Source organism: Melghirimyces profundicolus (assembly GCF_003054245.1).
GTDB classification, from domain to species: Bacteria; Bacillota; Bacilli; order Thermoactinomycetales; family DSM-45169; genus Melghirimyces; species Melghirimyces profundicolus.
The window spans coordinates 275,657-299,817 of sequence record NZ_QBKR01000001.1; the positions used below are offsets into that span (position 1 = coordinate 275,657).

The following is a 24,161-nucleotide window of genomic DNA, read 5'->3' on the forward strand; positions in this document are numbered from 1 at the left end:
ACTTGCACCCGGGGGTTCGATCTGTTCATAAGTTGGACAGGACCTGGAAGACAAATACGGCGAGGATCAGCACCGGCGTGATCCAACGGGCGACAAACCCCCAGAAGCCTTCTCCGGCAAGCCTGTTTCCGTCTTCGCCCCGTAAGGCTTCAAGGACCTGGTGCATTCCCCATTTCCATGCGGAAAAGATAATAATGACCAGCCCTCCTAAAGGAAGAAGGACATTGGATGCCACGAAATCCATCGATTCGAAGATCGGCAGTCCGGCGATTCCTTTGACATGGGACCATGTGCTGAAGGAAAGGGTGGAGGCGATTCCCAGAAGGAAAATCAGACCGCCGATCAGGATCGTTCCCTTTTGCCGGCTGAGATTGTGTTCATCTTCAAAGTAGCGGAGCGGCACTTCCAAGAGGGAAATGGAGGAGGTCAGGGCCGCCATGCTCAAAAGGAAAAAGAAAAGGACAGCAAACAGGCCCCCTGCCGGCATTTGGGCAAATACCGCCGTAAGTGTAATGAAAACCAGGGGCGGTCCGGCACTGGGTTCATAACCCAAGGAGAACACAGCGGGAAAGATGGCCAGTCCGGCCGCCAAAGAGACCAGTGTGGAAAAGACCACAACGTTGCCGACGGCACTGGGGATACTTTCTTTTTTCGAAAGGTAACTGCCGTAAGTGATCATGGTGCCTGCCCCAACGGACAAGGAGAAAAACGCCATACCCAAAGCTTCAAAAATGGTGGTGAATGAAACATCGGACCAATCGGGATACAGGATGAATCGAACCCCTTCCATGGCCCCGGGAAGGGTGATCGAACGAATCACCAGAATCGACAGCAGGATTCCCAACATCGGCATCAAAAATTTGTTGGTCCGTTCAATCCCGTTTTGCAGCCCGAAAAGACAGATTCCCATGGTCAGGATCATGAACAGCGCTTGCCAGAGAACGGGGATGACGGGATCCGAGATGAAAGCGGTGAATCGGGTCTCCGCTTCTCCGATGGACAGACCTCCGAGGTTTCCGAGAATGGATTGCCAGGTGTAGAAGAGTGTCCAGCCGCCGACGGTGCTGTAGAAAGCCAGAATGATCCCTGTGGCCAGGATTCCGATATACCCTCCCAAGAACCAGAAGGTGCCGGGACCCTGGAGCCGGAGAGCTCCCACCGGATTCCGCTGTGTGCTTCTTCCCAGAACAATTTCGGAAAGAAGGACGGGCAGGCCGAGAAAAAGCACACAGAGCAAGTAAATCAAGACGAAAGAACCACCGCCGTTTTCGCCTGTGACAAATGGAAAGCGCCAAATGCTGCCCAGGCCGACGGCAGAGCCGATGGAGGCGAGAATGAATCCGAATTTACTGGTCCATTGTTCCCGCGAATCGTTTGTCAAATCTTTCAACCTCCTGCTCGGGAAAGACATTTTATCGATTTTAAACTTCAGTGTAACACAGTATGAGAGCAGGACAAACAACAAATCCTATGGCTAATCCTGGCACGGAGGGGTGCGGTATTGGCTGCCGAACTTATTTTTCCCGAACAGACTTTAATTTTGATGTGCTCCGCTCCCGGTTGCGGCAAATCCACCTTTACCAAACGCCACTTTCTTCCGACCCAGGTGATTTCCTCCGACGAATGCCGGGCCATGGTGTGCGATGACATGGAAGATATGTCCGTTCACGAAGAGACGTTTTCACTGGTCCGCCATATCGCCCGCCTTCGAATGGGGTTGGGGAAACTGACGGTGATCGATACCACTTCACTCACCCGCAACGTCCGCTCTCAATACCAAAGGTTGGCGGAAGAGTACGGATTCAGCACCGGGATCATTCTTCTGGACATTCCCCTTGAAACCTGTCTGGAACAAAACCGACGCCGAAACCGTCAAGTGGATCCCGATGTCATCCGGGCGTTTCATCAATCCCTTCAAAAGACCAAAAAGACAGTCCGGGAGGAAGGGTTCGATCACTTATATTTCCTGGACGAACATACATTGCCGAAGGCGAGGGTCACCATCCGGGGAACATAAAATCACGGCTTTCGAGTGATAATAAACATGCACTCAACCATTTCCAAAGGGGGCGTTTGGATTGTTTCGCTTCTTTAACACCAAAAAGAACGAAGAGTCCAACCGTGCGGCTGATATGAATGCCCGCGGAAAACTGGACGGTACTTCCGACGATCGCAAGATCCGGGAGTTGATGAACGAAGTGGCTTCCGAAGTGGGCGTGGAGGAAGCCCGTCGTGAGAAATCTCCCGAAAAAGCCAAGGAGCTTGGCCGCGATGTGAAAAAAGAGGTCAAAAAGCGCACCTGAAGATGTTGAGTGTGGCGGGTGCCCCCGGGTTGGGGGCGCCCGTCTTTTAGCCGTAAAAAAGGGACCGCCAACGGTCCCGGTGAAATTTCAGTTTTTGTTCGGGGATGGGGCCTCAGAGTCAAGGTAGGAGAAGATCTCCGCGAGTTTGTGATCCGCTGCTTCTTTAATGTGTCCGGGGATGGATTGATGTTCCCGTTGGTCCGGGCCGGAATTTTTCCGGTCGATCACAGGCTTGCACAATCGAAGGTAATCGTTGTTTTCCTGGGTGGGAATTCGAAGACAGTATTCCTGGCCGGATATGTGGTCCCGGATCCGAAGCTCATACACCGGAGGGGTTTTGTTTCCGCAGACAAACCCCCTGGAACGGAAAAAGCGGTCGATTCTCTCCCGGTCGTAGACCAATCCCTTGATTCTTTTCATTCAATGAACCCCTCCATATGGATAGCCTTGCCTTCAGCAACAGGGAGGAAATGGGCTGGGGGCGATAACCTCCCCTTTTTTGTGGCTAACGCCACCCTCTTGCTTCCTTGGAAGTATGGTGAAAAAGTGAGCCGAGCATTCAACCGAAGCCCGAAGGAAGTGCACCACAAGCAGTTCCTTCGGGCATCCTTGAGGTGCTTGGCCTTCGGGTTCCTGACTTTAATCCTCAAAAAGAAACCCTTTATAAGATGCTTGTAAACCCTTTACCCTATCTTGACATCGCCTAATCATGTTAATATAATCGACTATTCGTAAAATAAAGGGTATTTTTATCCTATGACCAATCGGGTGATTGTATGAACGGAAATCAAATCAGATACGGGAGAGAAATGAGATGGAGAAGGAAGACAGCATCATTGATTTTTCCCGGCGAAGAACCCGCTGGCAAAAAGAACAATTCCGGGCGTTCCACCGCCTGATCCGGCAGTTGTTTCGATATGTCGAATCTGAAACCAACCTCCGGGAGAAAGTTCGTGCCCGGCACCTCTTCTCCTCCCTGACGGGGGTTCTTCCCCCCGGACGGAAGGAACGGAAGGACGAATGGTTTCAGATATGGTATGCTTTGGATTACCTGAACATCCAAGGGGCTCGGCACCTGGATCGGTACATGGAAAAATACCGCTCCCGTCTGAGTGACAAGGATTTACAGCTCATGGCCGCCCTCCTGGCTTCCTATTTTTCGGTGTATCGACTGGAGGAATCCGATCGGCGGATGAGGGTGGTCCGGGAAGCCTTCCGCAAGGGAGAGAAGGGGGATAAGGTGTTGGGAGCGGGTTCTTCGCCGTCAGCCAGTGGCTTGTACTTTCTGCGGCCGGTCAAAGTGGGGGTTCAATACACTCCGCTGGGACCGGCAGTGCCCGTCACTCCCGTGCAGAAGGAGTGGATGGAAGAATGGCTGGAATCCGTTTACCGGCAGGAGAAAGAACAGAGGGGCCAGCCATCGCCTCTTCCCTGGAGGATGTTCATGCAGCAGTGGGGGATCGGTTTGATCCGTTGGTCAGACACGAAGAATTCATAACGGAAAGGGAGAAGATTTTTGGAACGGTTGGATCTGCATGTGCATACCACGGCTTCCGACGGAATGTTCACACCCGAAGCCGTGGTCACCATGGCCAGGAAAAAGGGACTTCGCGGTTTGGCGATCACGGACCACGATACGACGGCCGGGGTGAAAGAAGCGAAAAAAAGGGGGGAAGAGCTGGGGGTTGAAGTGATACCCGGCGTGGAAATCAGTACGGTGGCCAGGGGACAGGACATTCACGTGTTGGGATATTACGTCAATCCTTCCGATGTCATATTCCGGGAGAAATTGAAGGAGCAACGGGAAGCCCGGGAGCGGCGCAATGAAATGCTTCTCAAAAAACTGGGTGAACTGGGAATATCCATCACCATGGAGGAAGTCCGGGCCAAAAAAAAGGGCCGGAAGACCAATATCGGACGACCGCACATTGCCGAGGTGCTGGTGGAAAAAGGCGTGGTGGGATCCATGAACGAAGCCTTTGACCGCTATCTTGGAAAGGATGGAGCCGCTTACGTCACCACGCCCCGGATCCACCCGGAAGAGGCGGTGCGGTTGATCCGGGATTCCGGGGGCGTGCCGGTTCTGGCCCATCCGGGTCTTTACGATGATGATGAGTTGGTTCTTCGTCTGGCACAAAACGGGCTCTCCGGGATCGAAGTGGACCATCCGGATCATGACGATTCCATGAGGTCCCGTTACCGGGAGATGGCCCGGCGTTTTGGGTTGCTGACCACCGGAGGGTCGGATTTCCACGGGGAACGCCACGGTTCCATGTATCATGCTCCCTTGGGAACCTGCACCGTCGACCGGGAAACGGTCCGAGCCCTGGCCCGCTCCGTCGGGAAATGAAAAAGCCGATCCTTAACCGGGGATCGGCTTTTTCATTTCTATATGTTCAATCCCTGCATCCATGAAAGGCTCTCCCTGCACTTCATAACCCAGCTTCCGGTAGAAAGGGAGGGCATGGGTTTGGGCGTGCAGTTTGAGCTCTTTCGCTCCCTGCTTATTCGCGTACTCTTCGATGGATTTCATGATCGCCTGACCCAAGCCGGTTCCGCGGAGACGTTTCAGAACGGCCACCCGCTCCACTTTTCCGGTATCGTCTGATACCCATCGCAACCGGGCGGTTCCCACCGGTTGCCCGTCCTGAACAGCGAGGAAATGCACGGCGGTTTGGTCCCATTCATCGATTTCCAGGGAGGCAGGAACGTTCTGCTCTTCCACAAAAACTTCGTGACGGATGGCGAAGACCAGATCCAGTTGGCCTTGATCCGAGACGGGTTGAATCCGAAGGCTCAACATTACCCCTCCTGATTCCCTGTCCAGGTTCAACCCCGGAGAAGGAAAGTTTGATAAATGGTCCAGGACCCATTTTCCAATTGATACATCAAATGAAAGCGGTCGATCCGGGTTTTGGACTCCATTTTCAGCATCCGCAGGCTCCCGTAGACATCGTGCAATTCGTCGTCGGACATTTGTTGCCCGATCGTGATATGAGGGATGTAATTATACGCGCTTTCATGGTAAAGGACATCGGAATTGATTTTCTCATGGAGCTTTTTTACCGCTTCGGATTCCTCCACCGCGATGTAAATGACGTTGTTGGTGGGATGAAAGGTACTGATTTTGGGGAGATGGACCGTAAAGGGGGATGTGTTAAGGGCCACCTGATCCAGGTGTTCCACTGCTTTGGGAAGCATCTCTTCATCCATCTCAAAAGCTTCTTTCAACGTGATGTGGGGCGGAATCAAAGCATAATGGGGGTCATACCGTTTACGATAGGAATTTGCGAAATCCTGAATTTTTTTTTCCGGAAAGGTTGCCACACCGTATTTCATCTTGTTCCCTCCTTGGGGACGGTCTGTACTGATACATGCAAACATCGGACCGGTGAGACCGTAATGAAGTGGAAGCAATATTCCGTCAGGCAGGATGGACCCTTCGGACGTCGAAGGCTTCTTCCATCATTATACCCGCTATCGGTGAACCGATAAAGCGGGGGCACAGGCTCCCGTCAGAGATGTGGGTGCTTAAAAATTGTGATAAGATGAAATTATGCCTTGTCAAAGGCGGGAGGGAGGAACCCGGAATGAGACGTGTTCACAGCAGAGAGGTGAAAAGCGCCGCTTTAAAGCGATTGCAGGATCGCGGCGTCACCGTGGAGGGCATCGCTGAGATCGTTTATCGAATGCAGGCCCCCTACAGCGAGACACTGACGATGGAAAGCTGTGTGGAGAGTGTTATCGCCGTACTGGAAAAGAGAGAAATTCAGCATGCCATCCTTGTGGGGGTGGAGCTGGATCTGCTTGCGGAGAAAAATGCGCTGTCCGAACCGCTTCAATCCTTGGTGCGACAGGATGAAGGCCTGTTCGGATGCGATGAAACACTTGCACTCGGATCGGTATTCGGCTATGGGAGCATCGCCGTTACAACCTTCGGTTATCTGGATAAAAACAAGATCGGACTGATCAAAAAACTGGACACAAAGGACGACGGCCCCGTCCACACCTTTTTGGACGATCTCGTAGCCAGTATTGCGGCATCGGCTTCCAGCCGTCTGGCCCACCGGATCCGGGATGAAGAAGAATCGGAGTCCCCATCTCCAAAGGTGCAGGATCCGTTTGCCGGGTAAACCGTTGCGGGTTCAAAAGCGGGTTCCGTTCCTCAGGGACGGATCCCGCTTTTTTTGCAAGAAAAAAGGGCTGTTTCAGCCCGAAGTAGAGGAGGGAACATCTGTCCATGGCAGGTCAGATGGTTGGGAACAATCGAAATCCGATTGTTGATACATTTTATGTGGGGAGGGAAAAGGAAGTATAGGCCGCACTTCAAAATGTACGGATGTCCCCTTGGGGCATGAACCCCCCTGTTTACTGGCACAATAACCATCATACAGGATTTCTTCACCCGTCAAAAGGAAGGCCGGGAGACGTTTTAAAAGGAGGTCGACCGATGTCTTGCTGGATTTATTGGGCCAAGTTGTACGACACGCGTTTTCAGGCACGGTGTCTTGCCTCGAGGATGCAGGAAGACTGGTGGGTTTACGGGTATGAAAGCCCTGCCGAGGTGGAAGTGTTTCAGTCCAAAAAAGGTCGTTATGGTGTCCGTTACATTTGGAAGCTTACTTAAGCGGGCAGTCGGGATCAATAAAAAATGCGGAAAAAAATTAGGATAACCTCTTGCATCCGACGAGGAAATCATGTATATTATTAAATGTCGCTGCCGCGGGGTGGAGCAGTCGGTAGCTCGTCGGGCTCATAACCCGAAGGTCGCAGGTTCAAATCCTGCCCCCGCAACCAAATATGGAGCTGTGGTGAAGTTGGAGTTCACGCCGGCCTGTCACGCCGGAGGTCGCGGGTTCGAGTCCCGTCAGCTCCGCCATCATCTCAGGGCCTATAGCTCAGTTGGTAGAGCAGTCGGCTCATAACCGATCGGTCACAGGTTCGAGTCCTGTTGGGCCCACCAGTAAAAGCCCCCTTGCTTTGGGCAGTTAGCTCAGGGGGAGAGCGCTACCTTGACACGGTAGAGGTCACTGGTTCGATCCCAGTACTGCCCACCATACCCGCTTTCAAAGCGGGTTTTTGATTTTTAAAAAAGATTTTTCTCTCCCTCGAGGAAGAGAAAGAAATCGGGAAAGCCTGCTCTTTTTCCTCGGTGGGCCGTGTCAATGAGCTCCATCGAAGGTTAACCATTCGTTTAATCCTCTTTTAAAACCCTTTGTTAGGATAAAAACAGGCAAGCGGAGTGCAAAAGAAAAGGGGATGCGAGCATGAAGCGTTTGGCGGCCCGGTTGCAGAGCGTGGATGACCGTTGGGTATGTCGTGTCAACCGGGAGTGGAAATGTGGTGTGTTGGACTGGATCATGCCCCGAATCACCCACCTCGGGGGAGCGGGGTTCACCTTGACTTTTCTGGTGGCCTGGTTCACCCTTGTTCCTTCCCCCTTGAGATACTGGGCACTGGAGGGGCTGGTGTCGCTGACGTTCAGCCATTTGGCGGTCCGTCTGGGCAAGCATTGCTGGCACCGCCTTCGCCCCTATCTCCAACTTTCGGAGCTTTCCACGGTTCCGACCCCCCTCCGTGACTATTCCTTTCCCTCGGGTCACACCACCGCTGCTTTTTCCGTTGCGATCGTGTGGGTGCTCCATGCCCCTTGGTTGATCTGGCTCTTGCTTCCCCTTGCGGCGGGGGTCGGACTTTCACGGATTTATCTGGGACTTCACTATCCCACGGATGTGGCGGTGGGTGCCTGGTTGGGCACGGTGTTTGCTATTATTTCACATTGTCTTTTTCTCTGGATGTAATTTCTTGTCACCGCATATTGCTTTGGAAGTCTTGCTTCCGTTTTTTTTTTTTTTTGCCTACACGCGGTGTCCCCCGATTTTGCCGGCTCGATCGGCAAACACGCTGGCTCCGGTCAGGGATCGTGCCAGGAAGATGCTCCGGGTGCCGAATTTGTCCCGGATTTCGTCCACCGCCTCGGCCAGCCGCCGCTCCTTGTCCGCCTCCTGAAACAAACTGAGCTGGGTTCCGCTGTCGGGCGACAGGTTGCTGAGCGTCACTCCCACCAGTCGCACCGGTTGCCCCGTCCAATGGCGGTGAAACAGTTCCATCGCCGTTTGAAAAAGGGGACGGCCGAGGTTGGAGGGGTCCGGCATGGTCAGCGTCCGGTGAATCGAGCGAAAGTCGGCTCCTTTCAGGGTGAGGGAAACCGTTCTTCCCACATATCCCGCTTTTCGGGCCCGGCCGGCCACTTCTTCCGCCAGTTCCCGGAGAACCAGCCGGAGTTCCGCTTCTTCAGTGTAATCGCGGGGGAGGGTGAACTGATGGCCGATCGATTTATTCCCGTCAAGAGAAAAAGGGTCCACCGGGCTGTCGTCGATCCCGTGGGCGGATTGGTGAAGCACCCGGCCGATGATGCCGAAGCGGTGGTGCAGGAGCTCCGGATCCGTTCGGGCCAGATCGCCGATGGTGCGGATGCCCATCCGATGAAAGTGGCGCTCCATTCTGTTTCCGACTCCGAAAAGGCGGATCACCGGCAAGGGCCACACCCGACCCGGTACATCTTCCCGGTTCAACACCGTTAATCCCCGGGGTTTTTTCAAGTCGGCCGCCATCTTGGCCAGCAGCTTGTTGGGACCCACGCCGATGGAGGAGTGGACCCCCGTTTCTTCGTGGATTTGGCGTTGGATCCGCCGGGCCGCGATCTCCGCGTCCCCGAAGAGCTTTTCGCACCCCGTCAGTTCCACAAAAGCCTCATCGATGGAAAAAGGTTCCACCAAGGGGGAGAACTGCTTCAGGATGTCGACAATACGGACCGAGACCTGGACATAAGTGGACATGCGGGGTGGGACCAGCTGCGCGTCGGGGCAGAGTTCCTTGGCCTGCGACACAGGCATCCCCGTTTTCACCCCGAAGGCCTTTGCCTCGTAGGAAGCAGCCAGCACAATCCCGTGTCGCCGCTCGGGATCTCCGCAAACGATCAGCGGTCGATGCCGCAGGGACGGGTCGAGCGCCTGTTCCACGCTCGCGTAGAATGCATTCATGTCTGCCAGCAAAACGATCCGTTCGTCTTTGCCCATCGCTTACACCCCGTTTTTGGAACGTGTGTTTCGCGAACATAAGTTCCTGAAACTAGAATATCCCGCCGGGCGAAAAATGAAAAGCGGAAAATGGAGGAACAAAAAAAACGCCCCGAAAGGCGGGCGGTTGGGTGATGTCGAAGCGGGCAGGATCAAAGGAAGGTAGGCTCAACATAAGGGACTTCCCGGAAAAAACCAATCAAGGTTTCCGGGGGTAGTAGTACATTACCCGACCGTTGAACAGATGGAGTTCCGCCTGAAAGGCCCGGGCCAAATACCGGCAAAACTCGTTGGCTTTGGCCGTGTCCCCGTGAGTGGCTCCGGTGGGGACCACGACCTGAATGTGGGGGGCGGTGCGCATTTTCTCATCCGTTGCCGTACCGACACCGATCACCAGGTGTTTGTAGAGTTGGGGTTCCGTCCCCTTCAGCAGCAGCCAACGCGTGCCATCCGTTGTTTTTTCCTCAACGGTATAGGGAAAGGCGGCGCTGGCATATTCCCATCCCAGCTGTTTGCCGGTATCGGAGGTCATTCGGATATAACGTTCCAGTTCGCCTTTGACATCCTCAAGACTCAATTCCTGCCGCGGGGAGCTTTCCACCAGCTTGATGTAAGCGCTTTTACCCAAGTTTCGTTCCCTCCCGATCTCCATGAAGGTCCCTTGAAATACACTCTCATGTTAGCATGTTTGGGAACCGATGCACAGAACGGACGGAAAGCGGCAACGACGGATGGAATTTTTGACAGAAGCATAAATTTCGATTTTCCCGTGGGTTGACATAGGAATCTTCCCCGTTTCCGTTGAAGTTAATATGAACAGAAAAACGGCGGGTTATTGGACTTGATCTAATATTTAGAAAAATCTGTTGTGAACGCTGAATGAATGTGTTAAACTGAAATTTAATCCAATATGGGGGATGGATCGGATGCGGAAAGCAGATCTGTTGGATGAGGTCCGTGCGGAAATCGGAGTGGTATCGGATCGGCTGAACGGTTCCGTCGAACGGTTGTACCGGTCCGTGGCCAAGGTCCTGTATCAAAAAGTACCGGCTTACCGATACGCCGGGGTCTATCTTACTTCAGGTTACCAATTCAGGGAATTCTGCGGTGCCGGATTCTGTCCCCATGTACCGGTCGTCCCCTTTGGTCAGGGACTCTTCAGTTTGGCTGCGGCACGGGGAAGCGTGGTGCGCGAACAAACGGGGGCTCAGGTGGAAATTTTTGTCCCTTTCTACAGGGGCCACCATTTGATCGGGCAACTGGTGGTGGTGGGTACGCCGGTTCACCATATCGATGAGGAGGATATCGCTCTTTTTAACGAAATCGCCTCTCTCTTCGAAACCAAAGTGGAGGAGTGTATGTAGCCCTTCACGGGTTTCTTCTCCGCCCCCCGTGGTTTCAGTGGGGAACGGGACGGCTGAGACTCCACACATCTGAAGGCGTGGACCGTGTCCTGCTTCCTTATTTTCACTCTTATGGTTAGAAGCGTTGTAATTTCATGTTCGTTTCGAGAAAAGGGGAAGCGTTTGCCCCTGCCCGCAGCAGAATGAATCGGAGCGGAAAGTGCAACCATCTCCGCAGGACAGCATAGCGACCCCAGGCGAGACTTGTGCTCTGTGAGTGCAGCCGGAGCGGCTTTGGGGAAATGCTGCCGCTCACTTTTTCACAACGCTTCTGGCCGGCGGGAGAGGATGGTTCGCCACGGAATCTCATATGAACCCACTGCCGGTGGGATCAAACGCTCATACGTTCGATTATACTTGGGTTTATATTCCCAATCCTGTAAAGTGATTTTGAGCCACACCTCTTGCATCTCAAGATGAAACCGTGGGCTTTCAGGGAGCAGATTTTGTAAACCTGAGAGAAGCATTCGAATTATCAGATGTTTGCCCCATTCCAAACACAAGGAGGAGATCCGATTTGAACCAGTACGAGCGGTTGTATGATGAAACGGAACAAGTGAATGTCCGTTTTATCGGGTTTGTCTCCGAACACGGTCGGTACGACTTCGGGATCATATACACCCAGATGTTTTTCGGCAAGCCGCTGGTGGTATCCATGCAAACCGGGCGTTCCTCTTTGCTGTCACAGGATGATATCGAGAACCTGGAGGATCTGCAACGGGTTTACAATCTGAGGTCCCGGAATGAAGCCGAAGAGGTGGCCACTTTTCTGCGCCACAACATTCCTTCCTTCATCCTTGAATCCGAAGCGGAACTGGGTTGAAACGATCACGGAAAGTTCTCCGGAAAGCGGGTTTCCGGTTAAAATGATTCCTCTCGCCGACTTTGTCGGTTCTTTTTTTACGCAGAAATCCATTTTCCGAAATCACAATCAATGAATTGACTGATTTTGTATATCATATTATAATTAATATGACATATTATTTAAAGCGTTTTCTTGGATTGATTCCGCTTTTAAAGGGGGCTTGCAAAATGGAAGCGATCGTGTGTCAAACCTGTGACGAGGTGATCACCTACGTCGACGGGGATAAAAGCGGAACGCTTTATGGGACCTGTCAGAGTTGCAACGAACCTTACGCGGATGAAGACTGAGAAACCTGCGGTTTCGACGAACCCCATAGATCAACCCCCCGGCATCACCGGGGGGTTTTTTTACGTCAGAAAAACTGAGGAAATGGGTATGCATGGAATGGATGGTATCAGTGCTCTTTCAGCACCCGAATCATCCGCATGTCGGGATCTTCCGGGCCCTGAACCGGCAGGCCGGCCTCCAGGTGTCGGAGGATGTAATCGATGTTGTCCGCCGTGATTCGTTCTCCGGGAAGCAGAACGGGGATGCCCGGGGGGTAGATCATAATGAATTCGGCGATGATACGTCCGGCGGACTCCCGGAAAGGCAGAGTGACGGTTTCCGAGTAAAATGCTTCCCGCGGAGAAACAGCCAGAACGGGGGTTTCCGGTATGCGGATCTGTCCCCCGATGGGTTGGCGGTCGGTGTGGAATTTCCGTGAAAGGTCTTCCAGGGCTCGGACCAGGGTGTCAATGGACCCGGACGTGTCCCCGGGTGTGACCAGGCAAAGGATGTTATACAGGTCGGACAATTCGACCTCCAGGTTCCAGTGTTCCCGAAGCCAGGTTTCCGCTTCATAGCCGGTAATCCCCAACCCGGTCAGGTGGATGATCAGCTTGGTTTCATCCATGGCGTATGTGGCCTCCCCGCCGAGGATTTCCCGGCCGACGCAGCGGATCCCCGGAATCGCGTTCAACCGTTTTCTCGCCTCAACGGCCAGGTTCAGCGCATGGCCGATCCGGTCTCTGCCCTGGGTGGCCAGAAACCGACGGGAGGCGTCCAGCGAGGCCAGCAACAGGTAGGAAGTGGAGGTGGTGGTTAACATGCTGATGATGGTTTGGATTCGTCGGGGATTGACCCTTCCTTCCCGCACATTCAGGACGGAGGATTGAGTAAGGGATCCCCCCAACTTGTGCATGCTGGTGGCGGCCATGTCGGCTCCCGCCTGCATGGCGGAAGGGGGGAGACCGGGATGGAAATGGGTGTGAACCCCGTGGGCTTCATCCACCAGGACGGGGATGCCGTGGGCATGAACGGTTTCCACGATTTCCTCCAGGTGACAAGCGATCCCGTAGTAAGTGGGATTGATCAGAAGGACGGCTTTGGCGTCCGGATGACGGGCGAGTGCCTTTTCCACTTCCCGGCGGGTGACTCCGTGAGCGATCCCCAGGTCTTCATCCATCACCGGATGGACAAAGACCGGGTGGGCCCCCGCCAGGATGATGGCGGAGAGGACGGATTTATGGACATTACGGGGCACGATGATCTTCTCTCCGGGCTGGCATACGGACAGGACCATGGTCATGATGGCGCCGCTGGTGCCCTGGACGGAAAAGAAGGTGAAATCGGCTCCGAAAGCTTCCGCAGCCAAATCCTGCGCTTCCCGGATGGCCCCGTGGGGATGATGAAGGTCATCCAACGGCTCGATGTTGATCAAGTCGATGGACAGAGCCGAATCACCGATGAACCGGCGAAACTCGGGATCCATTCCGTGCCCTTTTTTATGGCCGGGGATGTGAAATTGAACGGGATTTTTGGCCGCGTGTTCCTTCAAACAGGTGAAAAGGGGGGTGCGTTCCTGATCAGCCAAGGCGGTTCTACCTTTCTGTATCAAAATTCCATGAGGCTCAGTATAGCAGAGGGGGGAGGATTGGAAAAGGGGGAACGAACAAGATCAGCCAAACCTCGCCTTGCCTGCGGGTTTGGAGTGATGAAGAACCGTATTAAAATCCCTCCTTAATAGGAGGGGGGCACTGACAAATCTTTAAAAAACGGCAGGGGCTCGATTTCGAAGCACCTGATGAAGGACAACCCGGCGAAGCTCCCGCTGGTCCGGGCCGAAGGGGGCGAAGCGGACAGTCTGACACATCTCCGGGAGGAATGAGGTGCAGAGAGGGAAATCGCGCGCCCACCCCCTTCCTCCACAAGGAGGAGGGTGGTTAACGGAAGAGGACGGCCAGCCGGTAGAGAGACTCCAACCTGTCGAAAGTGGTTTCGATTTCCCGTTTCAACCGGTTCCCGTCTTTCACGGCGGAATCCTGGCGGTCCAGAATGCGGCCGCACAGGAATTCGGCTTTTTTCACTTTTTGAAGCCGTGTGAGAACATCCTCCAAGCCATCGCGACCCAACTCTTCGAGGCTCTGGAACTCGGGCCGGGTATGGTCCTGCGAAACGACAAAATCAGAGGGCAATTCCGGTAACCGTTCGTCCAGTTGTTCCATCAGGTTTTTTGCAAACCCGGGTTTGTTCGGGTATTCATAGATTAAGGCAAACAGGGCAAACACGTGGTTCTCCCGCAGGCCCACTTGAAAATGGGGGTGGGATTTGTATCCCCTTTTTTGACCGGACCAAGCGACCCACGTCTCGTCCGGCGGGTTGACGGTCCGCCGGGCATGTTTGGCCACGTGGACGTACATCGGTTCTCCCGTCAGTTTGGAAAGATGCGGGGCGATGGACTCACCGATCGCCTCCAGTTTGGGGCGGATCCGTTCTTTCAGGGCTTCCATGCGGGGTTCAAGCCCCTCAATAGTGAACACTTCAAAATCCCGATCCGTAAATCCTGTCATCGACATCGTCTCTTCACCACCGATGGTCCATTGGATTCCCCCATATCATAACACAAAGGAGGTCCCCGCAAACTTCCGGCGGGCATTCGGGATGCGTGAGAACTGGGAGAATACCGTGACCGGGACCGGGCTGTTTGCGTAAAATGGGGTGTAAAAATATTCACTCAAAAGTTCCCTGGAAGCGTTGTGATTTCATGTTCGTTTTCGAGAAAAGGGGAAGCGTTTACCCAAAATAGCGACTTTGCTGTCCTGCCCAGCGGAGAATCAGCCTGCAAGGGCGTTCAGGGGCAAAAGCTTCTCTGTGTTGCATCCGCAGGCGTTTTGCCCCTGCCCGCAGCAGGATGATTCGGAGCGGACAGTCCCTGCATCTCTGCAGGACAGCATAGCGAGACCGGGGAGCGAAGCGACCCCAGGCGAGACTTGTGCTCTGTGAGTGCAGCCGGAGCGGCTTTGGGTAAATGCTGCCGCTCACTTTTTCACAACGCTTCTGACGATAGCAGGTTTATTTCACGCAGGATGGGGGCATCCTGTAGCCAGAGTTTGATGAATTCCAAATGTTGATTGTTCAGTGAAGGTCCCATCCGCCGGGGGGTGGGAACGGTTAGGATCCAAAAGGAAAAGGGGTGCAGCGTGACCATGGAAGATGTGATCAAAGCATTTCGTTGTCGGGAACCGGAAAAGCGGATCCCTGTCCTGCGTCTGGAGTTGGATTACGAGCTGGCCCTGTTGCATGAGGCGATGGTTGAAAATAACCCCCACCGTGTGGATCAATGTAAAGCGCGTCTGAAGGAACTCCGTCAAGAGATGTTAATGCTGGAAGCTTTGTAGATTCAAAATAAAAGGTACCCCATCATAAATTCAGTATGAAAAAGAGGATCGAAAAGGCTGACCGTCGAAAGGACAAAGTGTGTCTCAAGGGAGATGCACTTTTTTGTTGTGCATTCATCCCGCGAAAAAAACAAGTGCGGGAGGGAAACCGAATGGAGTGGAAAGTGACCAAAGAACCACTGACCTCGTTAACAACGGATTGCCTGGTGCTTGTCCATACCGAGGGCGGGGAAGCGCTGAAAGGTTGCACCCGCGAGATCGATGAAGCTTTGGACCATCGGATTTCCGGGTTGGTGACGGAGGGGGAGGTCACCGGCAAACCCAATGAGGTGACCATGGTACACAACTGGGGAAAAATTCCTTCGAAACGCCTCCTGATCCTCGGCTTGGGGAAAGAGTCGGAACTCGACCTGGACAAACTCCGGAACGGGATGGCCGTGGCCGCAAGGTATGCCGGTGCCAAAGGGGTGAAACAGCTCACGGTCGGTTGTGACCAAAGCCTGAATGAACGATGGAACTCCGCCGATTTGGTACAGGCGGTGGTGGAAGGGGTTGAACTGGGTGCTTACCGCTACCGGGGTTATAAAAAAGAGGAAGGAAAACGGGAAATCGAGACGGTCTGGCTGTCGATCCGGGGCGTGAGCGATTCGGCTCTGGAAGCCGGGATCGAGCGGGGACGCGCTTTTGCCGAGGCCACCAACACCGCGAGAGATCTGGTCAACGAGCCCGCCAACAAGCTGACTCCCGCCACGCTGGCGGACCGCGCCCTGGAAATGGCGGACCGCTACAACCTGGAAGCGGAGATTCTGGATGAGGACAAACTGATAGAACTCCGGATGGACGCACTGTTGGCGGTTTCCAGGGCCAGTGCGGAGCCGCCCCGGATGATCGTTCTCCGTTACAATGGAGCGCCGGACTCTCAGGAAGTGCTGGGGTTGGTCGGAAAAGGGGTCACTTTCGATTCCGGGGGCATCCAGGTGAAACCGGGTCGCGGCATGGAAGCGATGAAGGGGGACATGGCAGGAGCCGCAGCCGTTTTTGGTGCCATGCAGGCGATCGGAACGTTAAAACCCCACTGCAACGTGTTGGCTGTCATTCCGGCATGCGAAAACATGATCAATGGAAACGGTTACCGTCCCGGTGACGTCATTTCTTCCTTCAGCGGCAAAACCATTGAGATCCATCATACCGATGCCGAAGGAAGGTTGATCCTGGCCGACGGTCTCGCTTACGCCCGGCGGCAGGGAGCCACCGCCCTCGTGAATGTGGCTACGTTGACCGGTGCGGTCATTGTCGCTCTGGGGCATACCACCACCGGTCTGATGACCAACCACGGGGATTGGGGCCGTGAGGTGAAGGAAGCCGCCCGACTGGCCGGGGAAAAAGTATGGGAGTTGCCCCTGTTTGAGGAGTACAACGAATATCTCAAAAGTGACGTGGCCGACGTGAAAAACGAGGGGGGCAGTCCTGCCGGAACGATTCAGGGAGGGTGGTTCCTGAAACACTTCGTGGAAGATATCCCCTGGGTCCACCTGGATATCGCCGGGACCGCGGATTGGAAAAAAGAGAACGGGATCCATTCCAAGGGTGCCACCGGAGTGGGAGTCCGAACCCTGTCCCAGCTGGCACTCTTGTTTTCCGGAAAGTAAACCTTTCGCCACCCGCCCAAAAAGGGTGGGTGTCTTTTTCATCACCTGTTCACGGAAGGGGAGGATATGGAATGAGAGTCGTTCGGTATGAAAGGAAGGGGAAAATAGAGCACGGAGTGTGGACGGAAGACGGGATCCATTCCCTGTCGGGGGATCTTTTCGGCGCGTTTTCCATCGGCGGGGAAATCGTCCCACCCGAACAATTGCGTCTCTTGAGTCCTCTCCGCCCCAACAAACTGATCGCCATCGGCCGCAATTATGCCGCTCATGCGGCGGAGGGAGGGAAGCCGGTCCCCCCGGAGCCCTTGATGTTCTTGGTGTCACCGACGGCGGTGGTGGGACCGGAAGAGCCGATCCGGCTGCCCAACCGGGAGGACCGGATCGACCACGAGGCGGAACTGGCGGTGGTGATCGGCAAGGGCGGAAAGAACATTCCAAGGGGGCGTGCAACGGAACACATTTTCGGTTATACTTGCGGAAACGACGTCTCCAATCGGGTGCTTCAGAAAAAGGACGGCCAATACACCCGAGCAAAATCCTTTGACACTTTTAAACCGCTGGGTCCTTGGATCGAAACCGATTTGGACCCTTCCGACCTCCGGGTTCGTTTGGAGGTCAACGGCGAAGTCCGGCAGGACGGGCGGACTTCCGACATGGTTCACAGCGTGCCGGTCTTGCTGGAATCGATTTCGGCCGTCTTTCCCCTGGAGCCGGGGGACGTCATCCTGACCGGAACTCCAAGCGGAGTGGGACCCCTCTTTCCCGGTGACCAAGTCCGGGTGGAGGTTGAAGGAATCGGGTCCCTGGTCAATCCGGTGACGGGTTAGACTTTCCGTGAATGGAGGTGTTCCGGCGATGACGGACTGGGAGTCCCTCAAAAGCCGGAAACCGGGATGGACGGAAGCGGACTGTCCGGAACAGGAGGGAGACCGGATGCAGGTACACCTGACACCTGCCGCTCTTGAAGCTCTGCGCTCGAAAAGACCCGAACCGGGTGCGGGACTCCGCATGGCGGCCATCACCGAGGGGTGCGGCTGCGGGGCCACCATTCTCTATGAGCTGAACTGGGACATTCCGCGCCCGGAAGACACCACATGGGAGAGGGACGGGGTACGCCTGGTCATGGATTCCCACAGCCGGATGTATTTTGATTCTGAGCTGACGATTGATTACCACCCGGAAAAAGACACGTTTACTTTTCGAAGTCCCAACCAAATTTATCTGAACCACATTCGTCTGTAAAAGGAGAACCACAATGAACGACGTAAAAGTCTATGCCCACCGGGGGTACTCTTCCGTGGCTCCGGAAAACACGATGGCGGCCTTCCGGCGGGCGGCGGAAGCGGGAGCCGACGGGCTGGAACTGGATGTGCACCTGACAAAAGACGGCCATGTGGTGGTGATCCACGACTACACCTTACAACGGACCACCGACGGCACCGGCAGGGTGAAGGATTTCACCCTGGAGGAAATCCGCCGGCTGGATGCCGGAAGCTGGTTCGGCGAGGAGTTTCGCTGCGAACGGGTCCCCCTCTTGGAGGAGGTGCTGGGTCTGGCCGCGGACCGGGATCTTTATTTGAACATTGAATTGAAGAACAACCAATACCCCGAGCCGGGGCTGGAGAATCGGGTGCTGGAGCTGACGGAACGGTACGGATGGACCGGAAAAACGGTGATCTCTTCCTTCAACCACCACAGCTTGCGGAAAGTGAAAAGGGAAAAGCCTGACTTGGACACGGCCATCCTCTATATGTCCCATTTGTTTGAACCCTGGGAATATGTCCAAAGGGCGGGGTTGTCCTCGATTCATCCTTACTGGCCGACGGTGACGAAAGAAATGGCGGAATCCTGCCGTGAGAGGGGCCTGCCTCTGCGTCCGTTCACCGTGAACCGGGCCGGGGAGATGCGTCGGCTGGTGTCCATCGGTGTGGAGGCCATCATCACCGACAAAGTGGAAACACTTCTCGAAGTGTTGCGGGACGATCGCTGAGGCCCGGCATGTCGGTCTCTGTTGCGGCTGGAAACCACAAAGTGGTATGATGTAGAAGGTTAAGGAGGCGCCCGAAGGAGGCGCTTCTTTGGTTATGGGGAGGGACCATGATGCAATTGGGATGCCATATCAGCGTGGCCAAGGGTTTTTCCAAAGCCTGCCGACGCGCCAAAGAACTGGGGGCGGAATCGTTCCAGGTCTTTACCAAAAACCCCCGGGGTCTTCGGCCGAAAAAAGTGGACTACAAGGACGCCGAAAAAGGGGTGGCGTTCATGAGGGAACACGGGATGACCCTCGTGGCTCACACTCCTTACATCACCAATCTGTCCACACCGAAAGCCGACCTCCATGAGGTGACGGTCCGTTCCATCAAAGAGGATCTTCATATCGCTGAAACTTACGGTGCGGTGGGGGCCGTCGTCCACTGCGGAAAACACGTGGGCGAAGGGGTGGAATCCGGTACGCGGCGGATGGTGGACACCCTGAACGAGATCTTGTCGGAGTATGAGGGGGATTGTCTCCTGCTCTTGGAAAACACCGCCGGCCAGGGAAGCGAACTGGGGCTGACCCTCGAAGAACTGGTCCGGATCCGGGAAGCGACCGAGCATCCGGAAAAAATCGGATTCTGTTTTGACACCTGTCACGGATTCGCCGCCGGGGCATGGTCGGAAGATTTCTTTGACAACCTCGTTCGGGTGATGGAAGAAACCGGTTATCTGAAACACTTGAGGGCGATTCACTTCAACGACAGCAAAGCCCCGTATCAATCACGGAAAGACCGGCACGAAAAAATCGGAAAAGGAGAGATCGGAGCTGCGGCACTCGCCAAGTTTCTCCGCTGCAAGTCATTCGAAGGGTTGCCGGTGATACTGGAGACCCCCGTGGACCATGAAGACGAATATGCGGAAGAAATCCGTTATCTTCATCAACTGAAACGGGAAGAAACCAATGTATAGGGGAAAGGGGGAGAGAGTATGGAAGAGATAAACGCCTGGCTGAGATCTCAACCCCCGGTTTCCTACCTGGTCATTCTGGCCATGACCGCTGTGGTCTACAAAGTGGCTTTTGCCCGGAAGCTTCCCGTTCTTAAGTCCTTCGTGGTCTACGTGGTGTTGGCCATTGGTTGCGTCCTGTTGTGGGGGATGTTTTACCTGAGATTTCCGATCATCGAAATCCTGGCCATCACCCTTGTGATGATCGCGGCGGCCCGGATCCGGATGTGGATGGGAACACGAAAAAAAGACACCGACTCCGACTGAGCCGGCCCGGTACTCAAAAGGGCCCAGGCAGGGCCCCTCCCGTCCGTCTTTTCTAAACGGAGGGTGAATCGGGGAAAGGAGAAAAAAACCGTGAATCTGAGGGATGCGCTGTTCAACTGGCTTCAGATCAAGGTGGTGTGGGAGGCCCGGCCGCGGGATCGGTCGGCGGAAGAAACCACCCGGTTTTTTTGGGAAATTCTGTCGAAGGATCACAGGGTGGAAGAAGTTCAGGTTCAAAGAGAGGAGGAGGGTTACCGAGTGGTTTATCGCCGAAAAGGGGAAGAAGAGAGCCTTCGGTTTGATTCGGACCAAGTGGAGCAGCTCCTGCTCAATATTGAGGCGGAGCCGAAATACAACCGCCAGTTCGGGTGCGGTTCCGATACCGAATGATCTTCTTACCGGTCGGGGAAGTCCCCCCCTCTCTTCCTGTGGGAGCTCCCGATATCCCCTTCTTTTCTCGCCAAGGTTTGCTCGGCGATCCGCTGATGGCAGGTCGGGCAGAGAAAGATGCGGTGAGGGTGTTTTCTCAGCTTTTTCGCCTGATAGGAATTCGGCAGGAAGGAGCGGTCGCACAGAACACAAACAGCTTTCATACGGAGATTCGTTCCTTTCTGTCATCTTTCATGGATCGATCAGGGGTTTACATTGCCGAAGATCGCTTCGAACAACAGGAGTGGCTGTCGATGACCCTTTTCCGTTCATCGTCTAACAGTATACTATGACCCGGCCGGGAGTTCGACATGACACCGTTTTTTTTAAGGAGGACAACTCGATGGCTGAAGAAGTGTCCAAAACGTTGACAGACAAGCTGATGAACAAGTTGCAGGGTGAGCAGTTCGTGTTGCTGGCCACCGTGGATGCGGAGACGGGGACTCCTGTCGTCAACGCCGTGTCGTGGGTTTACGCGCCGGACGGGAAACACCTGCGCGTGGCGGTGGGCCATCGTTCCCGGATGATTCCCAATGTCAAAACGACACCCCAAGTGACCGTGACGGTGATCGGTCCCGACACGACTTATTCCATCGTCGGTAAAGCGCGGATCAGTCACGAACCCCTCGAAGGAGCTCAAATCAAGCTGGCGGGGATCGAGATCGCGGTGGAGGCGGTCCACAATGTGATGTTTTACGGTGCCAAAATCGTTGAAGAGCCCCGTTATGTCAAAACCTATGATAAAGAGGCGGCCGACAAGCTGGATCGCCAGGTGATGGAGGCTTTAAAACGCTGGTGACAGGACGAAGGCCGGCGGCGGATGCCGTCGGCCTTCATGATCAGGGTTGGTTCTGTCGGGGCGGCCTGGGGTTTCGGGTCTGGTTCATCTTTTCCTGATCCGTCCGGGAAGGCTGTTCTTCCTTTTGGGGCGTATTTCTGGAGGGTTGTGGCGATATTCGCGCGGCGATATCGGCCAACTCCTCCGCCAAACCGGCGACGGGCCGCCCTTTGTTCAAGTCATCGGCCAGCTCGCGGATACGTTGCACAAGGTCGGGATCCGCGGTGACCAAGGCGTTGGCTCCCTGAGGATCTTCATGCAGTGCTTGGGCTACGGCGTATTTCACCGTGCCGGATCGACTTCGGTCCAAGGTGGGGTCCAGGTTAATCCCCACGAGGGTGTACCCTCCGATCACGACGGAAGTGGCGCTTTTCACCTGAGGCATTTGCGTCGCGATTTTCACCATGCGGCGGGCGACGGCCTGATTGCTGTCCGTGTGTCGGGGCTCGGGTGCCGTCTGCTTCACCCGTTCGGTGCGGGGTACATTCGGCGGCGGGGCCGATTCGTTTGCAGGAGGTTTATTCGCTTGTTGACAACCGACCAGGAGGCCGATGGTTAATATCCAAGTCAGGACTCGAATCATGGCCTACCTTCCTTTCAAGTGGATGGTTAGGGATAGTGTAACCGGGGGAAAGGAAAACCATGTATGGGAACGGTTTTGATACAATATGGGAAGAATTTCAGCCAAAAGGGGTGAGAAGATGTTGCAGGTGGAAAGCTTTGTTTTGGGTCCGGTCATGACCAACTGCTATCTTCTGTATGACAAAAAAGGCGGCCGGGGCTTGGTGGTGGACCCCGGCAGTGGTTCCGGTGAGGTGGTGGAGCGGATTCGGGAACTGGATCTGGAGATCGAAGCGATCCTCTTGACCCATGCCCATTTTGACCATATCGGGGGGCTGGAAGAAGTGCGGGAAGCCGTCGGTGCCCCCGTTTATCTCCATGAGAAGGAAACGGATTGGCTGACCGACCCGGATCAAAACGGCTCTTCCCTGTTTCCCGGTGTGGAAACTGTCCGTTGCCGGCCGGCGGAAAAGGTTTTAAAGGGAGGGGAGCAACTGAAGTTCCTCGGCCAAACCATTGAAGTGACCCATACACCGGGCCACTCCCCGGGAAGTGTTTCCTACCGGCTGGATCAGGCGGTATTCAGCGGCGATGTGTTGTTTGCCGGTTCCATCGGTCGGACCGATCTGCCCGGAGGGGATTATGAGACACTGATGCGTTCGATCCATGATTACATGATGGAGCTTTCGGAGGAGACCACGGTTTATTCCGGTCACGGGCCGGTTACCACCATCGGCAGAGAGCAGGATTCCAACCCCTTTGTCACGGGGATGATCGGTTGAAGGGGAGGTGGTTCCGTCCTCCCCTCCCCTTTATTCACCTTTGACAAGTCTTTGTTTTTATGTATAATAGAATTTGTTGTCGCGATCATCATCCGTGACGTGGGGCATTAGCTCAGCTGGGAGAGCGCTACACTGGCAGTGTAGAGGTCAGCGGTTCGAGTCCGCTATGCTCCACCACTCATACCGCCCACAGGGGCGGTTTTTTCGTTGAAAAAAACATCCGGAGCATGGACGGCGTGAAGGAAGCTGTCGCAGCCCAAAGAAGGAAACGGCGATGGTGGAATACGTCGGGAAAAAAACCGACGAGTCCCAAATGAAAGAAGTGGTTAATGGGATGAAAAAGGCGCCGGGGGATCGGTGTCCTGACCTTTTTTAGGGTTGTGGTTCCGAGCATGGTTGGAATAAAGTGGGGGGTGAAGGAGGTCGAGGATACAAGATGGAATCCAACAAAAAGAAAAACGAAGGCCAACCGATTTTTTTGATGACCAGGACTTCGCCACCCAGATGACGATCGCGCAATTGTGGAGATTTGCTCCGGTGGTGCTGATCGTGCTGGGATTGGCCGTCTATGGGCTGTATCTCTTTTTTTCTTAAAGCAGTCGGCCGCGCAAGTCAGCTCGGCATCTTCTGAACGGCAAAATGATGGATTGGGGGGTTCGGCGGGTGACCGCTTCCTGATGGCGCCGGGAACCGGCGTTTTTTGCAGCGATCGTCCGGGATCTCTTCCGGTCCGTTGTTGCCTTTGGCGTCAACAGACGGGATCACCCCTCCTCTTTCCTTGTCCCTCTCCAGACCCCCCAGATCAACAGGAGCGCGATCAGCACCGTGGCCAGGCGCCAGCCATTTTCCCGGATGTGGATCAGGTCGAAGGTGACCAGTACCTCCAGGGCGACGGAGGGGACTTTGCCGATGGCGGTGGCCAGCATAAAATCGCGAAATCGGAGGGTGGTGAGTGCCCCCAGCAGGTTGACGGCACCGGAGGGAACGAAGGGGGTGAGACGTGCCGCCAGCACGGATAGGAACTGACGGCGGGCGGGCCATCTGTTGAGACGGCGGATCCAGCGCCAGTCGGGGGTTTTCTTGCCGGCTCCGATTCGGTACCCGGTACGGAACAGATGAAAGGACGCCACGGCACCCAGCACTTCCCCCAACCAGGAGAGGGTTCCGCCTCCAACCGGTCCCCAGAGGAGGACATTGGCCCCGGTGAAAGTGACACTGGGGACAAAGCCGAGGAGATTGCCGAGGGAGGTGATCAACAAGGCGGTGATGATTCCCCAACCCCCCAGGGATTCCAGCCCTTCGGCCACCTCATGAACCATGAAACACTGCCCCCTTTTCTCTCAT

31 protein-coding genes and 5 tRNA genes are annotated in these 24,161 nt (G+C 54.9%); 25 read left to right on the top strand and 11 right to left on the bottom strand.

The genetic code is table 11. The annotated features are described in order from the left end of the window. Positions 1-25: 25 nt before the first annotated feature. The gene (locus C8P63_RS01325) at positions 26-1,381 is read right to left on the bottom strand and encodes a sodium-dependent transporter (protein ID WP_245920616.1); all 1,356 of its coding nucleotides are present in this window, start codon (positions 1,379-1,381) and stop codon (positions 26-28) included. 120 nt (positions 1,382-1,501) lie between these two features. On the opposite strand from C8P63_RS01325, the gene C8P63_RS01330 reads away from it, so the two are divergent. Together C8P63_RS01330 and C8P63_RS01335 are read left to right on the top strand one after the other, a co-directional pair. Continuing rightward, entirely contained in the window at positions 1,502-2,017 is a 516-nt protein-coding gene (locus C8P63_RS01330; RefSeq protein WP_108021518.1) for an AAA family ATPase, read from the top strand. 61 nt (positions 2,018-2,078) lie between these two features. Continuing rightward, a complete protein-coding gene (locus C8P63_RS01335; protein ID WP_108021519.1) occupies positions 2,079-2,303 on the top strand; it encodes a hypothetical protein in 225 nt (74 codons plus the stop codon). 87 nt (positions 2,304-2,390) lie between these two features. Here C8P63_RS01335 and C8P63_RS01340 read toward each other — a convergent pair whose 3' ends face one another. Beyond that, positions 2,391-2,723 carry a hypothetical protein gene (locus tag C8P63_RS01340; protein ID WP_108021520.1) on the bottom strand — a complete coding sequence of 111 codons (333 nt, stop codon included), beginning with the start codon at positions 2,721-2,723 and terminating at the stop codon, positions 2,391-2,393. Between the two features lie 394 nt (positions 2,724-3,117). Between C8P63_RS01340 and C8P63_RS01345 the strand changes: the two genes are divergently transcribed. Together C8P63_RS01345 and C8P63_RS01350 are read left to right on the top strand one after the other, a co-directional pair. After that, on the top strand, positions 3,118-3,801 hold the full coding sequence (locus tag C8P63_RS01345; RefSeq protein WP_108021521.1) for a hypothetical protein: 684 nt from the start codon (positions 3,118-3,120) through the stop codon (positions 3,799-3,801). An 18-nt stretch (positions 3,802-3,819) separates the two neighbouring features. Then, entirely contained in the window at positions 3,820-4,653 is an 834-nt protein-coding gene (locus C8P63_RS01350) for a PHP domain-containing protein (RefSeq protein ID WP_108021522.1), read from the top strand. A 12-nt stretch (positions 4,654-4,665) separates the two neighbouring features. On the opposite strand, the gene C8P63_RS01355 is transcribed toward C8P63_RS01350, so the two are convergent. Both C8P63_RS01355 and C8P63_RS01360 read right to left on the bottom strand, forming a co-directional pair. Next, on the bottom strand, positions 4,666-5,103 hold the full coding sequence (locus C8P63_RS01355) for a GNAT family N-acetyltransferase (protein ID WP_245920617.1): 438 nt from the start codon (positions 5,101-5,103) through the stop codon (positions 4,666-4,668). Positions 5,104-5,132: 29 nt separating this feature from the next. Next, positions 5,133-5,642, bottom strand: a complete 510-nt coding sequence (locus C8P63_RS01360) for a YjcG family protein (protein ID WP_108021524.1) — start codon at positions 5,640-5,642, stop codon at positions 5,133-5,135. 251 nt (positions 5,643-5,893) lie between these two features. On the opposite strand from C8P63_RS01360, the gene C8P63_RS01365 reads away from it, so the two are divergent. The 7 genes from C8P63_RS01365 to C8P63_RS01390 all read left to right on the top strand — a co-directional run bounded on the left by C8P63_RS01365 (position 5,894) and on the right by C8P63_RS01390 (position 8,104). Next, on the top strand, positions 5,894-6,436 hold the full coding sequence (locus C8P63_RS01365; RefSeq protein ID WP_108021525.1) for a phosphatidylglycerophosphatase A family protein: 543 nt from the start codon (positions 5,894-5,896) through the stop codon (positions 6,434-6,436). A gap of 317 nt (positions 6,437-6,753) precedes the next feature. Continuing rightward, entirely contained in the window at positions 6,754-6,930 is a 177-nt protein-coding gene (locus C8P63_RS18865; RefSeq protein WP_170109429.1) for a hypothetical protein, read from the top strand. 94 nt (positions 6,931-7,024) lie between these two features. Continuing rightward, positions 7,025-7,100 (top strand) — tRNA-Met (locus C8P63_RS01370). 5 nt (positions 7,101-7,105) lie between these two features. After that, positions 7,106-7,182: transfer RNA gene (locus tag C8P63_RS01375), tRNA-Asp, on the top strand. A gap of 8 nt (positions 7,183-7,190) precedes the next feature. After that, positions 7,191-7,266, top strand: a tRNA-Ile gene (locus C8P63_RS01380). A gap of 19 nt (positions 7,267-7,285) precedes the next feature. Further along, positions 7,286-7,360 (top strand) — tRNA-Val (locus tag C8P63_RS01385). A 210-nt stretch (positions 7,361-7,570) separates the two neighbouring features. Next, entirely contained in the window at positions 7,571-8,104 is a 534-nt protein-coding gene (locus C8P63_RS01390; protein WP_108021526.1) for a phosphatase PAP2 family protein, read from the top strand. 57 nt (positions 8,105-8,161) lie between these two features. Here the strand turns inward: C8P63_RS01390 and dinB are convergent, their stop codons facing one another. Next, on the bottom strand, positions 8,162-9,382 hold the full coding sequence (gene dinB / locus C8P63_RS01395) for a DNA polymerase IV (RefSeq protein WP_108021527.1): 1,221 nt from the start codon (positions 9,380-9,382) through the stop codon (positions 8,162-8,164). 199 nt (positions 9,383-9,581) lie between these two features. Then, on the bottom strand, positions 9,582-10,010 hold the full coding sequence (locus tag C8P63_RS01400; RefSeq protein ID WP_108021528.1) for a DUF1885 family protein: 429 nt from the start codon (positions 10,008-10,010) through the stop codon (positions 9,582-9,584). Positions 10,011-10,308: 298 nt separating this feature from the next. Between C8P63_RS01400 and C8P63_RS01405 the strand changes: the two genes are divergently transcribed. The 3 genes from C8P63_RS01405 (at position 10,309) to C8P63_RS01415 (ending at position 11,937) form a co-directional block, all read left to right on the top strand. Further along, positions 10,309-10,746, top strand: a complete 438-nt coding sequence (locus C8P63_RS01405) for a hypothetical protein (protein ID WP_108021529.1) — start codon at positions 10,309-10,311, stop codon at positions 10,744-10,746. 556 nt (positions 10,747-11,302) lie between these two features. Then, entirely contained in the window at positions 11,303-11,608 is a 306-nt protein-coding gene (locus C8P63_RS01410) for a DUF3055 domain-containing protein (protein WP_108021530.1), read from the top strand. 209 nt (positions 11,609-11,817) lie between these two features. Then, positions 11,818-11,937: a GapA-binding peptide SR1P gene (locus tag C8P63_RS01415; protein ID WP_108021531.1), complete on the top strand. Its 120-nt coding sequence runs from the start codon at positions 11,818-11,820 to the stop codon at positions 11,935-11,937. A 107-nt stretch (positions 11,938-12,044) separates the two neighbouring features. On the opposite strand, the gene C8P63_RS01420 is transcribed toward C8P63_RS01415, so the two are convergent. Together C8P63_RS01420 and C8P63_RS01425 are read right to left on the bottom strand one after the other, a co-directional pair. Beyond that, positions 12,045-13,505: an aminotransferase class I/II-fold pyridoxal phosphate-dependent enzyme gene (locus C8P63_RS01420; protein WP_108021532.1), complete on the bottom strand. Its 1,461-nt coding sequence runs from the start codon at positions 13,503-13,505 to the stop codon at positions 12,045-12,047. A gap of 349 nt (positions 13,506-13,854) precedes the next feature. Further along, positions 13,855-14,487, bottom strand: a complete 633-nt coding sequence (locus C8P63_RS01425; protein WP_108021533.1) for a YktB family protein — start codon at positions 14,485-14,487, stop codon at positions 13,855-13,857. A 630-nt stretch (positions 14,488-15,117) separates the two neighbouring features. On the opposite strand from C8P63_RS01425, the gene C8P63_RS01430 reads away from it, so the two are divergent. The 8 genes from C8P63_RS01430 (at position 15,118) to C8P63_RS01465 (ending at position 20,597) form a co-directional block, all read left to right on the top strand. Beyond that, positions 15,118-15,309: a hypothetical protein gene (locus C8P63_RS01430; protein ID WP_108021534.1), complete on the top strand. Its 192-nt coding sequence runs from the start codon at positions 15,118-15,120 to the stop codon at positions 15,307-15,309. Positions 15,310-15,461: 152 nt separating this feature from the next. Continuing rightward, on the top strand, positions 15,462-16,958 hold the full coding sequence (locus tag C8P63_RS01435) for a leucyl aminopeptidase (RefSeq protein ID WP_170109430.1): 1,497 nt from the start codon (positions 15,462-15,464) through the stop codon (positions 16,956-16,958). Positions 16,959-17,029: 71 nt separating this feature from the next. After that, complete coding sequence (locus C8P63_RS01440) at positions 17,030-17,785, top strand: fumarylacetoacetate hydrolase family protein (RefSeq protein ID WP_108021536.1); 756 nt, start codon at positions 17,030-17,032, stop codon at positions 17,783-17,785. Between the two features lie 28 nt (positions 17,786-17,813). After that, positions 17,814-18,200 carry an iron-sulfur cluster biosynthesis family protein gene (locus tag C8P63_RS01445; protein WP_108021537.1) on the top strand — a complete coding sequence of 129 codons (387 nt, stop codon included), beginning with the start codon at positions 17,814-17,816 and terminating at the stop codon, positions 18,198-18,200. A gap of 13 nt (positions 18,201-18,213) precedes the next feature. Further along, entirely contained in the window at positions 18,214-18,948 is a 735-nt protein-coding gene (locus C8P63_RS01450; protein WP_108021538.1) for a glycerophosphodiester phosphodiesterase, read from the top strand. A 110-nt stretch (positions 18,949-19,058) separates the two neighbouring features. Beyond that, positions 19,059-19,904, top strand: coding sequence for a deoxyribonuclease IV (locus C8P63_RS01455; protein WP_108021539.1), 846 nt, complete (start codon positions 19,059-19,061; stop codon positions 19,902-19,904). Between the two features lie 18 nt (positions 19,905-19,922). After that, positions 19,923-20,207, top strand: a complete 285-nt coding sequence (locus C8P63_RS01460; protein WP_108021540.1) for a YlaH-like family protein — start codon at positions 19,923-19,925, stop codon at positions 20,205-20,207. Positions 20,208-20,297: 90 nt separating this feature from the next. Further along, complete coding sequence (locus C8P63_RS01465) at positions 20,298-20,597, top strand: hypothetical protein (protein WP_108021580.1); 300 nt, start codon at positions 20,298-20,300, stop codon at positions 20,595-20,597. A gap of 5 nt (positions 20,598-20,602) precedes the next feature. On the opposite strand, the gene C8P63_RS01470 is transcribed toward C8P63_RS01465, so the two are convergent. After that, positions 20,603-20,800: a DUF2197 domain-containing protein gene (locus C8P63_RS01470; RefSeq protein WP_108021541.1), complete on the bottom strand. Its 198-nt coding sequence runs from the start codon at positions 20,798-20,800 to the stop codon at positions 20,603-20,605. A gap of 179 nt (positions 20,801-20,979) precedes the next feature. Here C8P63_RS01470 and C8P63_RS01475 point away from each other — a divergent pair, with 179 nt between their 5' ends. After that, complete coding sequence (locus C8P63_RS01475) at positions 20,980-21,435, top strand: pyridoxamine 5'-phosphate oxidase family protein (RefSeq protein WP_108021542.1); 456 nt, start codon at positions 20,980-20,982, stop codon at positions 21,433-21,435. Positions 21,436-21,475: 40 nt separating this feature from the next. On the opposite strand, the gene C8P63_RS01480 is transcribed toward C8P63_RS01475, so the two are convergent. Next, positions 21,476-22,057 (bottom strand): YhcN/YlaJ family sporulation lipoprotein, encoded by a 582-nt coding sequence (locus C8P63_RS01480; RefSeq protein ID WP_108021543.1) that lies wholly within the window; start codon positions 22,055-22,057, stop codon positions 21,476-21,478. Between the two features lie 118 nt (positions 22,058-22,175). Between C8P63_RS01480 and C8P63_RS01485 the strand changes: the two genes are divergently transcribed. Together C8P63_RS01485 and C8P63_RS01490 are read left to right on the top strand one after the other, a co-directional pair. After that, positions 22,176-22,817, top strand: coding sequence for an MBL fold metallo-hydrolase (locus tag C8P63_RS01485; RefSeq protein ID WP_108021544.1), 642 nt, complete (start codon positions 22,176-22,178; stop codon positions 22,815-22,817). 101 nt (positions 22,818-22,918) lie between these two features. Further along, a tRNA-Ala gene (locus tag C8P63_RS01490) sits at positions 22,919-22,994 on the top strand. Positions 22,995-23,578: 584 nt separating this feature from the next. On the opposite strand, the gene C8P63_RS01495 is transcribed toward C8P63_RS01490, so the two are convergent. Then, positions 23,579-24,136 carry a TVP38/TMEM64 family protein gene (locus C8P63_RS01495; RefSeq protein WP_108021545.1) on the bottom strand — a complete coding sequence of 186 codons (558 nt, stop codon included), beginning with the start codon at positions 24,134-24,136 and terminating at the stop codon, positions 23,579-23,581. Positions 24,137-24,161: the final 25 nt, after the last annotated feature.

Excerpts from the sequence above, each read along its gene's own strand:
- C8P63_RS01340 (WP_108021520.1), bottom strand. The coding sequence starts at position 2,723 with ATGAAAAGAATCAAGGGATTGGTCTACGACCGGGAGAGAATCGACCGC.
- C8P63_RS01345 (WP_108021521.1), top strand. The coding sequence starts at position 3,118 with ATGGAGAAGGAAGACAGCATCATTGATTTTTCCCGGCGAAGAACCCGC.
- C8P63_RS01360 (WP_108021524.1), bottom strand. The coding sequence starts at position 5,642 with ATGAAATACGGTGTGGCAACCTTTCCGGAAAAAAAAATTCAGGATTTC.
- C8P63_RS01365 (WP_108021525.1), top strand. The coding sequence starts at position 5,894 with ATGAGACGTGTTCACAGCAGAGAGGTGAAAAGCGCCGCTTTAAAGCGA.
- C8P63_RS18865 (WP_170109429.1), top strand. The coding sequence starts at position 6,754 with ATGTCTTGCTGGATTTATTGGGCCAAGTTGTACGACACGCGTTTTCAG.
- C8P63_RS01390 (WP_108021526.1), top strand. The coding sequence starts at position 7,571 with ATGAAGCGTTTGGCGGCCCGGTTGCAGAGCGTGGATGACCGTTGGGTA.
- dinB (WP_108021527.1), bottom strand. The coding sequence starts at position 9,382 with ATGGGCAAAGACGAACGGATCGTTTTGCTGGCAGACATGAATGCATTC.
- C8P63_RS01405 (WP_108021529.1), top strand. The coding sequence starts at position 10,309 with ATGCGGAAAGCAGATCTGTTGGATGAGGTCCGTGCGGAAATCGGAGTG.
- C8P63_RS01415 (WP_108021531.1), top strand. The coding sequence starts at position 11,818 with ATGGAAGCGATCGTGTGTCAAACCTGTGACGAGGTGATCACCTACGTC.
- C8P63_RS01425 (WP_108021533.1), bottom strand. The coding sequence starts at position 14,487 with ATGTCGATGACAGGATTTACGGATCGGGATTTTGAAGTGTTCACTATT.
- C8P63_RS01430 (WP_108021534.1), top strand. The coding sequence starts at position 15,118 with ATGGAAGATGTGATCAAAGCATTTCGTTGTCGGGAACCGGAAAAGCGG.
- C8P63_RS01435 (WP_170109430.1), top strand. The coding sequence starts at position 15,462 with ATGGAGTGGAAAGTGACCAAAGAACCACTGACCTCGTTAACAACGGAT.
- C8P63_RS01440 (WP_108021536.1), top strand. The coding sequence starts at position 17,030 with ATGAGAGTCGTTCGGTATGAAAGGAAGGGGAAAATAGAGCACGGAGTG.
- C8P63_RS01445 (WP_108021537.1), top strand. The coding sequence starts at position 17,814 with ATGACGGACTGGGAGTCCCTCAAAAGCCGGAAACCGGGATGGACGGAA.
- C8P63_RS01450 (WP_108021538.1), top strand. The coding sequence starts at position 18,214 with ATGAACGACGTAAAAGTCTATGCCCACCGGGGGTACTCTTCCGTGGCT.
- C8P63_RS01455 (WP_108021539.1), top strand. The coding sequence starts at position 19,059 with ATGCAATTGGGATGCCATATCAGCGTGGCCAAGGGTTTTTCCAAAGCC.
- C8P63_RS01460 (WP_108021540.1), top strand. The coding sequence starts at position 19,923 with ATGGAAGAGATAAACGCCTGGCTGAGATCTCAACCCCCGGTTTCCTAC.
- C8P63_RS01470 (WP_108021541.1), bottom strand. The coding sequence starts at position 20,800 with ATGAAAGCTGTTTGTGTTCTGTGCGACCGCTCCTTCCTGCCGAATTCC.
- C8P63_RS01475 (WP_108021542.1), top strand. The coding sequence starts at position 20,980 with ATGGCTGAAGAAGTGTCCAAAACGTTGACAGACAAGCTGATGAACAAG.
- C8P63_RS01480 (WP_108021543.1), bottom strand. The coding sequence starts at position 22,057 with ATGATTCGAGTCCTGACTTGGATATTAACCATCGGCCTCCTGGTCGGT.
- C8P63_RS01485 (WP_108021544.1), top strand. The coding sequence starts at position 22,176 with ATGTTGCAGGTGGAAAGCTTTGTTTTGGGTCCGGTCATGACCAACTGC.
- C8P63_RS01495 (WP_108021545.1), bottom strand. The coding sequence starts at position 24,136 with ATGGTTCATGAGGTGGCCGAAGGGCTGGAATCCCTGGGGGGTTGGGGA.